General features: G+C 62.3%; 11 protein-coding genes and 1 pseudogene. 11 read left to right on the top strand and 1 reads right to left on the bottom strand.

Annotated features, from left to right (window positions below; all coding sequences use genetic code 11):
* The first annotated feature begins 212 nt into the window (after window positions 1–212).
* The 8 genes from J2Y41_RS09325 to J2Y41_RS09290 all read left to right on the top strand — a co-directional run bounded on the left by J2Y41_RS09325 (window position 213) and on the right by J2Y41_RS09290 (window position 9,856).
* Entirely contained in the window at window positions 213–1,196 is a 984-nt protein-coding gene (locus J2Y41_RS09325) for an ABC transporter permease (RefSeq protein ID WP_224093251.1), read from the top strand.
* The gene (locus J2Y41_RS09320; RefSeq protein WP_309928177.1) at window positions 1,196–2,167 is read left to right on the top strand and encodes an ABC transporter permease; all 972 of its coding nucleotides are present in this window, start codon (window positions 1,196–1,198) and stop codon (window positions 2,165–2,167) included. The genes J2Y41_RS09325 and J2Y41_RS09320 overlap by 1 nt, the downstream gene beginning before the upstream one ends.
* Window positions 2,164–4,311, top strand: a complete 2,148-nt coding sequence (locus J2Y41_RS09315; RefSeq protein ID WP_309928176.1) for an ABC transporter ATP-binding protein — start codon at window positions 2,164–2,166, stop codon at window positions 4,309–4,311. The genes J2Y41_RS09320 and J2Y41_RS09315 overlap by 4 nt, the downstream gene beginning before the upstream one ends.
* 74 nt (window positions 4,312–4,385) lie before the next feature.
* Entirely contained in the window at window positions 4,386–6,113 is a 1,728-nt protein-coding gene (locus J2Y41_RS09310) for an ABC transporter family substrate-binding protein (protein ID WP_309928175.1), read from the top strand.
* Between the two features lie 219 nt (window positions 6,114–6,332).
* The gene (locus tag J2Y41_RS09305) at window positions 6,333–7,382 is read left to right on the top strand and encodes a Gfo/Idh/MocA family oxidoreductase (RefSeq protein ID WP_309928174.1); all 1,050 of its coding nucleotides are present in this window, start codon (window positions 6,333–6,335) and stop codon (window positions 7,380–7,382) included.
* 173 nt (window positions 7,383–7,555) lie between these two features.
* Window positions 7,556–8,242, top strand: coding sequence for a hypothetical protein (locus J2Y41_RS09300; RefSeq protein WP_309928173.1), 687 nt, complete (start codon window positions 7,556–7,558; stop codon window positions 8,240–8,242).
* A gap of 181 nt (window positions 8,243–8,423) precedes the next feature.
* Window positions 8,424–8,972, top strand: a complete 549-nt coding sequence (locus tag J2Y41_RS09295) for a sigma-70 family RNA polymerase sigma factor (RefSeq protein WP_309928172.1) — start codon at window positions 8,424–8,426, stop codon at window positions 8,970–8,972.
* Complete coding sequence (locus tag J2Y41_RS09290) at window positions 8,969–9,856, top strand: hypothetical protein (RefSeq protein ID WP_309928171.1); 888 nt, start codon at window positions 8,969–8,971, stop codon at window positions 9,854–9,856. The genes J2Y41_RS09295 and J2Y41_RS09290 overlap by 4 nt, the downstream gene beginning before the upstream one ends.
* Window positions 9,857–9,990: 134 nt before the next feature.
* Here the strand turns inward: J2Y41_RS09290 and ald are convergent, their stop codons facing one another.
* Window positions 9,991–11,109, bottom strand: a complete 1,119-nt coding sequence (gene ald / locus J2Y41_RS09285) for an alanine dehydrogenase (RefSeq protein ID WP_216926266.1) — start codon at window positions 11,107–11,109, stop codon at window positions 9,991–9,993.
* Between the two features lie 208 nt (window positions 11,110–11,317).
* Here ald and J2Y41_RS09280 point away from each other — a divergent pair, with 208 nt between their 5' ends.
* From J2Y41_RS09280 to J2Y41_RS09270, 3 genes and pseudogenes are all read left to right on the top strand, one after another.
* On the top strand, window positions 11,318–12,532 hold the full coding sequence (locus J2Y41_RS09280; RefSeq protein ID WP_309928170.1) for a helix-turn-helix domain-containing protein: 1,215 nt from the start codon (window positions 11,318–11,320) through the stop codon (window positions 12,530–12,532).
* A gap of 143 nt (window positions 12,533–12,675) precedes the next feature.
* Window positions 12,676–13,065: pseudogene (locus J2Y41_RS09275) on the top strand (AEC family transporter); the annotation flags it as partial.
* 220 nt (window positions 13,066–13,285) lie between these two features.
* A complete protein-coding gene (locus J2Y41_RS09270; protein ID WP_309928169.1) occupies window positions 13,286–13,588 on the top strand; it encodes an AEC family transporter in 303 nt (100 codons plus the stop codon).
* The last annotated feature ends 233 nt before the right edge of the window (window positions 13,589–13,821 follow it).

Raw genomic sequence — 13,821 nt, 5'->3', positions numbered from 1 at the left:
CTTGAAACGGGGCCTCTTTGAGCGAAACGTGAAGCAGTTATTGTGGTAGTTTCCTCTTGAATGTGACCCATGCCATAAAAGGGCGGTGTTCACGTGGAGGGGTCTGGGGGGCGATCACCCTTCATGCCAATTCGTAGCTGACGCCGGCCACAGCCGGGAACCGCGGAAGGACGAGCATTGAGCTTTGCCACGATCCAGGGCAGCCGCCCGACATGCTGAAATATCTGACGAAGCGGTCGGGCATCTACCTGATCATGATCTTCCTGACCACGAGCGCGGGCTATTTCCTGGCAGTATCAACGCTCAAACCGGCGGTCCTGGAACAGGAGAAGATCCCGCGGCCAACCCCGGAACAGGTGGCAGCCTCCTTCCGTGGCCTTGGACTGGACCCTGACGCCAGTCCCTGGGAACGCTATATTGGCTGGCTCGGCGGCATCATTACCCGCTGGGACTGGGGCCGCAGCCCAAACGGGGCATTCGTCAACGCCGAATTCGCTGACCGGGTACTTGTTTCCACAAGGCTGTTTATCGCCTCCATCATCCTGACGCTGATCATCGGCGTCGCGCTCGGCGTTTATTCAGCAGCGCGGCAGTACAAGTACCAGGACCGCGTCATCACGTCCTACAGCTACCTGGTGCACATCCTTCCCGCGCCGATCGCCTACTTCCTGGTGCAGTTGGGGGCCATCAGCGTCAACGAAACCGTAGGCCAGCGCATCTTTTTCGTCACCGGCATTTCGACGCCGGGGATCGAGCCGGGTTGGCCGGCTTTCGTTGACCTCGTGGCCCACTACGCCGTGCCCACCTTTGCTATGACCATCTTCGGCTGGGCCGGTTACCAGATCGCCCAGCGGCAGTATCTCCTGGACAACGTGAATGCCGACTTTGTCCGCACGGCCAGGGCAAAAGGCCTCACCCGCAACCAAGCCATCAGACGGCATGCCCTGCGGGTCTCCTTCATTCCCGTGGCGCAAAGCATCGCCTTCACCATCCCCGCGATCTTTACCGGTGGCTTCTTTGCCGAGGCGATATTCGCCTGGCCAGGCATCGGCCTGTGGAGTATCCAGGCAATCGGGCTTCAGGACGTCAACGTCGCCACGGCTACGCTGGCCTACGGCTCAGTGATCTTCGCAATCGGTGCCATCCTTGCCGATTTCGCCACAACGCTGGTCGACCCGCGAGTGAGGGTCCAGTAATGACGAACATCATTGACCCCATCGCGGAAATCGACGAATCCAGGGTTGCCGACCAGGACGTCGTTATCGGCAAGACCCGCATTATCTTCCGTCGCTTCATGCGGAACCGTACCGCCGTCGCCGGTTTGTTCATCTTCCTGGCGCTGTTCCTCTTCTCCCTGTTCGGCGGGTTCCTGACGCCCTGGGACAAGGACACGATTGATCCCCTCAACATCGGAATGGGACCATCACCGGATCACTTCCTGGGCACGTCCCAGGCAGGTATCGACCTCATGGCGCTCATCGTTGAAGGCACTCGGATCTCGATCTTCATCGGCCTGATCGTGGGCGGCGTATCTGTCCTGATTTCCGCCGTCTACGGCTGCACCATGGCGTTCTTCGGCGGCAAAGTGGACGCCGTGATGTTGTTCATCCTTGAAGCCCTCATCATGATGCCGGCCATCCTTGTGGTCGCCGTGGCCACCAGTGGGGGCGGCGGACTCAAGGACCTTCCCAGCTGGCTCCTGCTGATCATCGTGCTGCTGTTCTTCAGTTGGATGGGCACGGCCCGCCTGGTTCGCTCATTATCGATGTCCCTCATGCAGCGGGACTACGTCAAAGCCGCCAAGTACATGGGTGTCCCGTCCCGCAAGATCGTGTGGCGCCACCTCGTCCCGAACATCGGCTCGCTGCTGGTCCTCGATTTCACCCGCGGTATCACCGGTGCCGTGCTGGCCGAAGTGGCGTTCTCCTTCATCGGCATCGGCATCAAGCTCCCCGATGTGAGCCTGGGTGTGCTCATCGGCCAGGCCACCGGCCAGGTGTCCTCGTTCCCGTGGATGTTCTGGGTTCCGCTGACCGTCATGTTCCTCCTGACCGGTTCGCTCGCGATGATGAACGATGGCCTCCGCGACGCCTTCGACCCCAGCTCCAGTTCGATCGGCCGCGCGAAGCGGACCACAGCACGAACAGTAAAGAAGACCCGCAAATGAGCACCAACATCTCCCACACCCCCGCAGAGCGGCTTCGCGACGCTGGACTCTACGCCCCCGGCGACGCCGTCCTGAGCGTCCGGGACCTCAACGTCCGCTTCAATTCCGAGAACGGTGTTGTCCACGCAGTGCGCGGCGTGGACTTCGACCTCATGCCAGGCAAGACCCTGGGCATCGTGGGCGAATCGGGATCGGGAAAGTCCGTGACGTCCATGGCCATCATGGGACTCCTCCCCGAGACTGCTGATATCTCCGGTTCGGTGCGCTACAAGGGCAAGGAACTCCTGGGCCTCAGCGACAAAGCCATGTGCAGGCACCGCGGCAGCGACATCGCCATGGTGTTCCAGGATCCGCTATCGTCGCTGACCCCCGTTTACACCGTCGGGAACCAGATCATCGAGGCCCTGACCGTCCACAACCCCACCATGAGCAAGCAGGCCAAAGAAGCCCGCGCCGTCGAACTTTTGCGGATGGTTGGCATCCCCAGTCCCAAGGACCGGCTGAAAGCCTTCCCGCACGAATTCTCCGGGGGAATGCGCCAGCGCGTGATGATCGCCATAGCGATCGCCAACGATCCGCGTGTGCTCATCGCCGATGAACCGACGACGGCGTTGGACGTCACCATCCAGGCGCAGGTGCTGGAAGTCCTGCACACCGCGCAAGAGGAGACCGGCGCCGCCGTCGTCATGATCACGCACGACCTCGGCGTCGTGGCGGGCATGGCCGACGACATCATGGTGATGTACGCAGGGAAGCCGGTGGAAACCGGGACTGTGGAGGACATCTACTACAACCCTCGGATGCCGTACACCATGGGTCTCCTCGGCGCCGTGCCCCGCGTTGACACCGCCAACAAACAGTCACTGGTTCCGATCGAAGGCACGCCGCCCAACCTGACGCTGCCCGTAACCGGCTGCTCGTTCGCGCCGCGCTGCCCGCTGGCCAGCGATGCCTGCCTGCACGGCGAGCCCGAACTCTTTTCGGTGCCGGGTTCCCAAGGCCACAGGGCAGCCTGCATCAAAACGGACCAGCTATCGGGCGACGCGGACGTCCACGAGATTTTCCAGGCGCCGCCCAAGCCCGTTTCAAAGTTCGACGGCGTCGCTCGACTTGAGCGGGACAAGGTCCTTGAGCTCAAGGACGTGAAGAAACACTTCCCACTCCTCAAGGGCGCGCTGATCAAGCGCAGGATCGGCACAGTCAAGGCCGTTGACGGGCTGAGTTTCGACATCCGCGAAGGCGAATGCCTCTCGATCGTCGGCGAATCCGGCTGCGGCAAGACGACCACCCTCCTGGAAATCATGGAATTCCACCCGGACCAAGTGGGTGAAGTGGTCATCGGCGGCGTCAGCAATAAGGTTGCCACCGACGCCAGGACGAAGATGGCCATGCGCAAGGAAATGCAGATGGTGTTCCAGGACCCCACGGGTGCACTGGATCCACGCTTCACGGTGTACGAAGTCCTGGCCGAACCGCTGGAAAACCTGGGCATGCCCAAGGCCGCCGTCCGGAAGCGCATTATGGAACTCATGCGGCTCGTGGGCCTGCAGGCGGACCACGTCAACCGTTTCCCCAACCAGTTCTCCGGAGGCCAGCGCCAGCGCATCGGCATTGCGCGGGCGCTCGCAGTGAACCCGAAACTTGTGGTGCTGGACGAACCTGTCTCTGCGTTGGATGTCTCCGTCCAGGCCGGCGTTATCAATCTCCTGGACCAGCTACGTGCCGAACTGGGCCTGAGCTACCTGATGGTTGCCCACGATCTCTCCGTGGTCCGCCATATCTCGGATCGCGTGGCGGTGATGTACCTGGGCAAGATCGTGGAAACCGGCGACGTGGACGAAGTGTTCGACAATCCGCGGCATCCCTACACGAGAGCCCTGCTCTCTGCGATCCCGGTACCCGATCCCAATCTGGAACGCACGCGTGAACGCATCATCCTGCAGGGCGACCTTCCCAGCCCGCTTGATGCGCCAAAGGGTTGCAATTTCGCAACGCGTTGCCCGGTATTCGCCGCACTACCTGCCGCCAAGCAGGAGAAGTGCCTTACTCTGGAGCCGCCACTTGCTTCAGAAGGTCAACAGGAGTTTGCATGCTTCTTCCCGGACGGGGAAATAGATGCCGACATGCTGGTGGTGCATGCCTGACGACAAATGACTCATTGATTGAACCCTGTATTCAATTCGTAAAGATTTCCAGTCGTAAACATGAAGGGCAAACCATGAAGAAGTACACGACGATCGGCGGCGTAGCAGTTGCAGCTGCACTGATGCTGACCGCTTGCGGCGGGGGAACGCCGTCGGGTCCGGCCTCCCAGAAGGCCGAAGAAGCTGGCGGTGACATCAGCAAGCTCATTAGCGTTAATGCCAAGGAAGCCAAGGACCTGGAGCAGGGCGGCACTGTCACCCTTGCCATAGGCAGCATTGGCCCTGACTTTAACGGCTTCTCCAATGTGGGCAACAGCGCAGACAACTCTGCGCTGATGACTCCGGTTAATACGGCCTCCATCAACAGCGGCGGCATCGGCGGCTGCTGGAAGCTGGACTTCGACGGCAAAGCAGAGCCCAACAAGGACTTCTGCGAAGACGTCAAGAGCGAAGTCAAGGATGGGAAGCAGACCATCACCATCAAGGTCAATGACAAGGCGACCTGGAACGACGGAACGCCGATCGACGTCAAGACCTTTGAGAACACGTGGAAGATGCTCAAGGGCGACGATAAGTCCATCGACATCGTTTCGGCGGGCGCTTACGCTTTCGTGGACTCGGTCAAGGCCGGCGCCAACGACAAAGAAGTCATTGTCACCACCACCCAGCCCGTCTTCCCTTTGGAAGGTCTTTTCTTCGGCCTGATCCACCCGGCAATCAACACGCCTGAAATTTTCAACACGGGCTTCGCAGGCAACATGCACCCCGAGTGGATGGCCGGCCCGTTCAAGATTGAAAACTACGACACCACCGCAAAAACGGTGACCATGGTTCCGAACGACAAGTGGTGGGGCCAGAAGCCGGTCCTTGACAAGGTGGTTTGGCGCCAGATGGAGCCAAGCGCCACGATTGCCGCGTTCAAGAATGGTGAAATCGACGCAGCCAACGGCCGTACCCTGGGCCGCTACAAGCAGCTCGAAGGTACCAAGGATTCCGATATCCGCCGCGGCCAGCGCCTGTTCGCAGGTGGCCTCAACCTGAACGCCAAGCGCCCGGCCCTTACCGATGTGGCCGTACGCAAGGCAATCTTCACCGCAGTGGACCGCAAGGCCATCCGCGATGTCCGCTTCAACGGCTTGAACTGGTCCGAGGAAAGCTCGGGTTCCATGATGCTCATGCCATTCTCCGAGTACTACCAGGACAACTACCCCGTGAAGGACACCGGCCCTGAGCAGGCCAAGAAGGTCCTGACCGATGCCGGCTACGCCCCGAATGACAAGGGCATCATGGCGAAGGACGGTGTTCCTGTTTCCTTCAAGATCACCAACTTCGGAGACGACCCCACCACGGCGGCAACGTCGCAGACCCTGCAGAACCAGCTCAAGGCAGCGGGCATGGACGTTTCCATCGATCAGCGCGGAGACGCCGACTTCGGCAAGGTCATTGGTGGCCGCGAGTTCGACGTAACCATCTCCGGTTACACCGTGGGTGCAGACGCAACCGACGCAGTGAAGCAGTTCTATGACTCCACCACCAACGAGAACGGCCTGGGCGACGCTGAGCTGGATGCCGAGATCAAGCGCCTGGCAACCATCGCAGATGACAAGGAGCGCAACAAGGCGGCCATGGACGTAGAGAAGAAGCACATGGAGAAGTACTTCTCCATGGGCACCGTCCTTAACGGCCCGGAGATCCAGTTCGTCCGCACGGGCCTGGCCAACTACGGACCGTCCCTGTTCAAGAGCCTGTCCAACGTTCCGGACTGGACCACTCTCGGCTGGGAAAAGGGCGCCAAGAAGTAACGCTTTGCCCTAGGACCTAAACACAACGAGGCCGGGAGCTTCCCTGAACTGTTCAGCGGTTCAGGGCGGCTCCCGGCCTTTTCCTGGTCCCTCTCTCACATCCTGCCGCCTTTTCCCGATCGTTCTCTCACATCCTGCGGTCTTTTCCCGATCGTTCTCTCACATCCTGACCTTCCGCTGTGCGCACCGCCGGGACGTTTACTGAATTAGCCTTGGGGCATGACTTCCAGGCCGATTCGCACCGCCATCGCAGGTTTTGGGTTATCCGGCAGCGTGTTCCATGCGCCCTTCATTGCTTGCAACAGTTCTTATGAGCTTGCCGTCATTGCCACATCCGACGCCCAAAGACAGGCTCGAGCCGCTGAACGATACCCGCAGGCAAAGGTAGTCAGCGCGCCGCAGGACATCCTGGCGCTAGCTGGCGAACTGGATCTCGTCGTCCTTGGCACACCGCCCGCCACGCACTATCCGCTGGCGAAAGCCGCGCTGGAAGCCGGGCTCGACGTCGTCGTCGATAAGCCGTTTGTCGTCCACAGTGCCCAAGGTGAGGAGCTGATCCAACTCGCCGCGCAAGCGGGCCGCGTCCTCACTGTCTACCAGAACCGCCGCTGGGACGGAGACGCGCTCACCCTGAAGAAACTGCTCGACGCCGGGACGCTGGGTGCGGTGACCAGGTTTGAAGCGGGGATGGAGCGCTGGGCGCCGGAGATCGCGAAAGCGTGGAAGGCAAGTGCTACTGCCGAGGACGGCGGTGGGGTCCTGTTCGACCTCGGTGCACACGTGCTGGACCTGGCCGTCCAGTTCTTCGGGCCCGCGCACGTCACCTATGCCGAGATCACAGCCCGACGGCCGCAGGAGAAGGCCGACGACGACGTCTTCATCGCGCTCCAGCACCAATCCGGCGTCGTCAGCCACGTGACCCTGAACCTCAACAGCCACCTCCACGGCCCCCGCTTCCGCGTGCTGGGCACGAAGGGCGGCTTTGTTAAGTTCGGCACCGATCCGCAGGAGCCCTTTATTCTGGGCGGTGGACTGCCGACGGCCGCCGAGTACGGCGTCGAACCTGCCGAAAACTACGGGACCCTTGAGTCGGACGGCCAGCGCCGAACCGTCGCCACCGAGCGCGGAGCCTACCAGGAGTTTTATCGCCTCCTCGCCGAAAAGATCGACGACGGCGGTGCGGCCTCCGCGCTTCCCTCACCTGTGGATCCGGCCGACTCAGTGGCGGTGCTGAAGCTGATCGAACAGGCCCGGGCATTGGCTTCCTAAGTGTGGATTTGTTCAGGCAGGTCCTGCCCGGAAAACATTTTTTTGAGGAAGGCGTAACCTCAGCGGTGCCCGGAACGATGTAGAGGGTGTGCGGGCCACGTCCGCACGCTGATCATCCGGCAGCGACCCAAACGCTGCCGGGGCAATCCCCACATCGTTTGTCGGAGGCTTTTATGTCCTTGTTCACTGTCCTTGCCACCAGCAAAGTCGCCGCCGGCGTCCTGGCTGCCGGAGCCGTAGCTGCCGGCGGAACCGGTGTCGCTGCCTTCAATGGCGCGCTTCCCACCGAAATCCAGCAGAGCGCCCACGACCTCGTCGGCGCACCTGCACCGCTCGCCACGAAGGCGGCAGACGCGGCCGAAGCCGGCCAGGCCAAGGCGACTGACGCCGTCGAGACCGCCCAGGCAAAGGCTACCGACGCCGCCAAGACTGGCGAAGACAAGGCAACGGACGCTGTTGACGCTGCGAAGTCCAAGGCCGAAGACGCCGTCGCCGCAACGCCTGAAGCTTTCGGTCTCTGCACTGCCTTCATCAACGGTGGCCTCAAGGCTGACACCAAGGTCCCCGGTTTCAAGTCCCTGGTTGTTGCCGCAGGCGGCGAAGCCAACGTTGAAGCCCACTGCCAGGCAGTAGTCGACGCCGGCAAGGCTGCCGGTCTGAAGGCTGCAGGATCCGCAGACGCTGACGCTTCCGTTGCAGCCAAGGTGCCGGCCGTTCCGGCTGTCCCGGCTGTTCCGGGAACGGACGGTGCCCCGGCTGTCCCCGCTGTCCCTGCGACACCGGCCGCTCCCGCGCTGCCGACGCAGGTGCCCAGCGAGGTTCCTGCCGCTCCCGGTGCAGGCCTCGATTCGGTCCGCTAAGCGCTCAGCGGTTACGGTTTAAGGGTGGGGCTCCTTCGTCTGGTACGGGGAGCCCCACCACTTTACGGACGGTCGAGTACGTAACAGACGGCAGTGGCAAAGGATGTCCTGACCCCGGGAAAGAACCGGGGAGGGTGCTCCAGAGAGGCCGCTGCGCTGCGCGGGATGGAGGCATCCACGGGTGCTAAACCCATTAGCTGATGAATATGTGCAGACGGACAATGACGATCCCGCTCTGCTCTTCACCGATGCCTACAACCAGTTCTCCGGCCCGGTTTTCGGCTACCTCCGCGCCCGCGGTGTGGACGATCCCGAGGCCGTGACGCAGGACGTCTTCCTCGCCCTGTATCCGAAGCTGCCGGATCTGCAGGGTGGCCTCCAAGGGGCCAGGACCCTGCTGTTCTCGATCGCCCACGCGCGCATGGTGGACCATTACCGCAAGCGTGAACGGACTCCGGATTCAGCTCCGTATGATGCTGAGCTCGATGCGCGGCAGGCGCCCTCGGCAGAGGACCAGGCATTTGGCCGCGGCAGCCTAGGCGTCGCGGAACTTCTGGAGGACCTCGCCGCAGATCATCGCGAAGTCCTGGCATTGAGGGTGGTGGCTGACCTCTCCGTGGAAGAAACGGCGGCCATTATGGGCAAATCCCAAGGGGCAATAAAACAACTGCAGCGCAGGGCATTGAGTGCACTGAGGAAAAGTGCACTACGAAGGAATGGCACACCATGAGTGAACACATCACCCCGGCCGGACGACGGACCGGTGGCGCCGACGGTTATACAGGCGAGCAGGCCATTGACCGTCTGTTGGCCGATTCCGGATTCGACGACGCCCGCGACATCCGTGCCGAACTTCTTGAACTGCGCTCCCTCGCCAGCACCGCTCCGCCGCCCTCTGCGGCCGTCCGCGCGTTGATGATCGGCGGCCGGGCGGCCAGCGGCACAAGCACGACGGCGGAGGTCGCCTCCGCCACGGCGGGTGCATCGACGGCGGTACTTGCGTCCGTCGAAGGATCCACTGACTTAACTTCCGTTGACGAACTCGCGGCCCGCCGTCGTCGTAAGCGGCGCACTGCGATCGCCGGGCTCGCTGTGGCAGTGTCATTGGCAGGCGGCGCTACGGCCGCGGCTGCTTCCGAGGGTGGCATCCCGGGTGCTTTCCAACATCTGGGCTCGACGATCGGCTCAGTAGTTTCGCAGCTCACGCCGGGATCAGGCAATGGATCGGGGCATAATCCTGGTTCCCCCTCCGAGCAGGAGCGTGGCCGCACCGTGACTCCGGCAACCCCATACCGATCCGGCAGCAACCCCGGGGGCAATGGCACCTCGGGAAATGGCGCCAACCCGGGCCAGGAGCCTCAAGGGGGCACCAATGGCGCGTCCGGACATTCCAATTCACCCAAGGCTCCCAACGGGGGAACGCCCGAAGTACCCAGGCTCCCCGGGAATGGTCAGCCCGGCAACATCAGCATCCCGACTCCCGCAGCACCCATCACGCCGCCGGGCATCGAGGCCCCCAACGTAACCCCGCCGACCCTTCGGCAATCGGATATCCCTGTGCCGGTTCCCACTCACGTGGTCCCTGAGGAACCAGTCACCCCCGGCAACGGCTAGAGCACGGGTTTGGTGCCCAGCAATTTTCTGCCCGGCACGGGTTTGCTGCCCAGCACGTGCAAAGCCCGCTGTTCCGTTGCTGGACAGCAACGGAACAGCGGGCCGGCGACTTGTCACCGCCGCAAGGGCAAAGCCTAGGCGGTAACCACGCTGTGCCAGTCGGCAACGAGGGGCAGGTTGTGCGCCTCGGAAACCGAGTGGTGTGCCACGTGGCCTGCGGCGATGTTGAGGCCGGCGGCCAGGGCGGGGTCGCGGTCGAATGCGGCCTTGACGCCCAGGTTGGCCAGTGCCACGGCGTAGCGCAGGGTGACGTTGGTCAGTGCGTACGTGGAGGTGTTCGGAACAGCGCCAGGCATGTTGGCAACGCAGTAGAAGATCGAGTTGTGGACCTTGTACGTCGGTTCCTGGTGGGTGGTGGGGTGTGTGTCCTCGAAGCAACCGCCCTGGTCCACGGCAATGTCCACCAGTACCGAGCCCGGCTTCATCCGGGACACGAGTTCGTTGGTGACCAGCTTGGGAGCCTTGGCGCCCGGGATCAGGACGGAGCCGATCACGAGATCTGCGTCGACAACTGACTTCTCGATCTCGTAGGCGTTGGATGCCACGGTCTTCAAGCGGCCCTGGTAAAGGGCGTCGAGTTCCCGCAGGCGGTTGATGTTGATGTCCATGATGGTGACATCAGCACCGAGGCCCAGAGCCATGGCGGCAGCGTTGGTTCCGGCAACACCGGCACCGAGGACAACAACTTTGGCCGGACGGACGCCCGGTACGCCGCCAAGGAGGATTCCCTTGCCGCCCGCCGGTGCCATCAGCGAGGAAGCGCCGACCACCACGGACAGGCGGCCTGCGACCTCGGACATCGGGGCGAGCAGCGGAAGGGTGCGGCCTTCCTGCACCGTTTCGTAGGCGATGGCCGTGACGCCGGAGTTGATGAGCTCGGCAGTGAGTTCGGGCTCGGCGGCGAGGTGCAGGTAGGTGAAGAGGATGAGGCCCTTGCGGAAGCGGTGGTACTCGGCCTTGATGGGTTCCTTGACCTTCATGACCATGTCCGCGCGGCCCCAGACGTCGTCCGCGTCGGCAACGATTTCAGCGCCCGCGATCGAGTATTCCTCGTCCGTGATGCCAGAGCCCAGGCCCGCACCCCGCTCAACCAGAACGGTGTGTCCGTGAGTGCGGAACTCGTGGACACCTGCGGCCGTGATGGCTACGCGGAACTCGTTGTTCTTGATTTCTTTGGGGACGCCGATGATCATTTGCTGGCTCCATCGTTTGCGGCTTTTTCGGCCGGATATTTGCTGTGGGCTGTGATTCCAGAATAAATCCGGCTGTGAGGCAGGCGACATGGATCTTGGAGCCCGCCTGAATGAAAACCGCGGAAATTCAAGGAATTATTGCTATGCGCTTCGACATTTGTCGAGGTCTGGAGCGTCAGGTGTCGCCTGATGTTGGTACGCTTTCTGGATGCAGCAGGACGTCGAGGAGATCGTTGAACGCGTGGCGCTCAAGCTTGGCAGGGGGCTGTCCCTGGAGGACCTCGACGGCGTCCTCCTCGCCTACAGTTCCAACCAATCGCACGCCGACCGCGTGAGGGTGAACTTCCTCCTGAGCAAACGCGTGCCCAGCGATGTCAGTGCCTGGCAGCTCTCCCACGGCATCGCGACGGCGGTGCGCCCGGTTGTTGTTCCGGCGAACGACGAGCTGGGCATGCTCGGCCGCGTCTGCGTCCCGCTGCTGGTGCGCGGTTTCCGGGTGGGCTACTTGTGGGTGCAGCAGGACCTTGAGGAGCAAACCGCGACGGCGATACTCGCCGAACTGCCCGGCGTACGTGACGAACTGGACCTGTTGGCTGCTTTGTTGCTCGACTCAAACACCGCGGAATCGGAGTTCAGAAGGAGGCGGGAGCAGGAGTTTCTGGCGGCCTGCACAGGCGAATCGAATGCAGTGGCAGCGGTGGCCGGTTGGAAGGAGATCCAAGGCCGCGGTCCTTGGCAACTGGTGACCATCCTGGACGCGGATGGCGGCGGAACCGACGTCGACCCCATTGCCGCAACGCTAACGCACCGAACAGCAGCGTTGCAGTCCACCATTGGTGTCAACGCCGCGCTGTTCAGCGCCGGGACGGAAACCCATTCCGTTGTCCTCTTCCGCGAATCCGGTGGCCGGGCTGATCACGCCCAGGTTCTGGTGCACTATCAATTGGAGCTTGCAAAGCGGGCTGGCCGCAAAGTGGACCGGGTGATCCTGGGCATCAGTGAGCCGTTCCAGGTTATCCGGCAACTGGCGGGCGCCTACAGGCAATCGAAAGTGGCAGCCCAGGCCGCAGCCGTGGATCCGCCTCTGGGGGAATTGGTGGAGAGCCGGGCGGTGGGCGTGTATCAACTCTTCGATCGTCTTCAGGCGCCGGGCGGTTGGGATGACACGGGCTCCGTTCATTTCCGGACGTTGGAGGACCAGGACAAGAACGGCGAACTCCTGCCCGTGCTGGAACTGCTCTATGACAACGACAGCTCAGTGCAGGACGTCGCAGCGAAACTTCATCTGCATAGGAGCAGCATCTACAACCGCCTTGGCCGGATCCGCCAACTCATCGGAGCTGATCCGTTGAGCGGCGGGATCAGGCTCGAGTTGCACGCTGCACTGAAGGCACAGCGCTGGGCTTCGCGGCCCCGGATCTAGCGAATATCCGGGGTTTCAGGCCGCCAAGTGTTTTGGGCCGCCGAGTATTGTAGAACGTGTGCTGCGGAACGGCCGGAATTGGACAGTCCTCCAGGCGTCGCTTACGCTGAGAAAACGGTTTCTGACCAATTCTTAGGAGCACTGTGGGCGGCGTTGTGTCGGGGATCCTCATCGTCGCCTCGGTCATCGCGGTGGGTTATTTCGCCGCCCGCTACAAAGTGCTGGCCCCGGATGTACAAAGCGCACTGACCCGGACGGCTTTCTACATCACCAACCCTGCACTGCTGTTCACGGTGGTAGGTGAAAGCGACATTCGTGCCGCCCTCGGGGTCGACGCCCCTCTTGCCCTTCTGTCAGCAACCGTCATAGGCCTTCTCTATTGTTTGTTGAGCTTCCTGTTCTTCCGGCGGCCGGTCGCGGAAACGGCGGTTGGTGCCATGGCAAGCAGTTATGCCAACGCGAACAACATCGGCATTCCTGTTTCGTTGTATGCAGTGGGCACGGCGCAGCACGTCGCTCCAGTCCTTCTGGTTCAACTCCTGATCATGGCGCCCTTCTACCTCAGCGTCCTGGGCGTGGCAGGCGGCACGAGAATCGCGTGGAAACGGATGCTGTTGCAGCCCTTCTCCAATCCCATGATTATCGCCTCGGGCCTGGGGGTGGTGATGGCCCTGACGGGGTGGGAGGCTCCGGAGCTCGTTCAGAGACCTGCTGGCCGGCGCGGCCGTCCCCATGGTTCTGCTGGCTTTTGGCATGTCGCTGTCTGGCAAGGCGCCTCTCCAAAAGGGCGACGGCCGCGTGGAGACCGTAGTTGCCACCACCTTGAAGGTGGCTGGCATGCCCGTGGTGGTCTGGGTGCTGGGGCGCTTCGTGTTCGGCTTGGAGGGTCAGCACCTCTTGGCCAGCGTCATCATGGCCGCACTGCCAACCGCACAGAACGTCTTCCTTTTTGCTTCTCCCTACGGACGCGGGATGACAATGGCCCGGGATGTCATCCTCTGTACAACAGTCCTGTGCATCGGGGCGTTGGTTATGGTTGCGTGGCTGCTTGGATAGAAGCGATCGAGGCCGGGAAAAAGCGACACACGAAACAAAAGAGGCAGGCACCCGGGTGGAGCAGTTCAGGGTCGGGTGCCCGCCTCGTCTTGTTGTCTTGATTCCGGTTGCTGTGATTCCTTAGGCCCGGCGCAACCGTTGGCAGCTCCAGCGGCCCATCCGATTGCGGAAGGTGGCAGTGCGGCTGCTGCTGCAGTACCGGCCATGCCATCCGACGTGCGCGCTGGTCCTGG

The organism is Arthrobacter sp. 1088, assembly GCF_031455315.1.
In the GTDB taxonomy this organism is placed as follows: Bacteria; Actinomycetota; Actinomycetes; order Actinomycetales; family Micrococcaceae; genus Arthrobacter.
Note: the sequence above shows the minus strand (reverse complement) of the source record. Positions and strands in the feature narration are given on the sequence as shown.

Coding starts and splice junctions, on each gene's coding strand:
- J2Y41_RS09325 (WP_224093251.1), top strand. CDS start 213: ATGCTGAAATATCTGACGAAGCGGTCGGGCATCTACCTGATCATGATC.
- J2Y41_RS09320 (WP_309928177.1), top strand. CDS start 1,196: ATGACGAACATCATTGACCCCATCGCGGAAATCGACGAATCCAGGGTT.
- J2Y41_RS09315 (WP_309928176.1), top strand. CDS start 2,164: ATGAGCACCAACATCTCCCACACCCCCGCAGAGCGGCTTCGCGACGCT.
- J2Y41_RS09310 (WP_309928175.1), top strand. CDS start 4,386: ATGAAGAAGTACACGACGATCGGCGGCGTAGCAGTTGCAGCTGCACTG.
- J2Y41_RS09305 (WP_309928174.1), top strand. CDS start 6,333: ATGACTTCCAGGCCGATTCGCACCGCCATCGCAGGTTTTGGGTTATCC.
- J2Y41_RS09300 (WP_309928173.1), top strand. CDS start 7,556: ATGTCCTTGTTCACTGTCCTTGCCACCAGCAAAGTCGCCGCCGGCGTC.
- J2Y41_RS09290 (WP_309928171.1), top strand. CDS start 8,969: ATGAGTGAACACATCACCCCGGCCGGACGACGGACCGGTGGCGCCGAC.
- ald (WP_216926266.1), bottom strand. CDS start 11,109: ATGATCATCGGCGTCCCCAAAGAAATCAAGAACAACGAGTTCCGCGTA.
- J2Y41_RS09280 (WP_309928170.1), top strand. CDS start 11,318: ATGCAGCAGGACGTCGAGGAGATCGTTGAACGCGTGGCGCTCAAGCTT.
- J2Y41_RS09270 (WP_309928169.1), top strand. CDS start 13,286: ATGTCGCTGTCTGGCAAGGCGCCTCTCCAAAAGGGCGACGGCCGCGTG.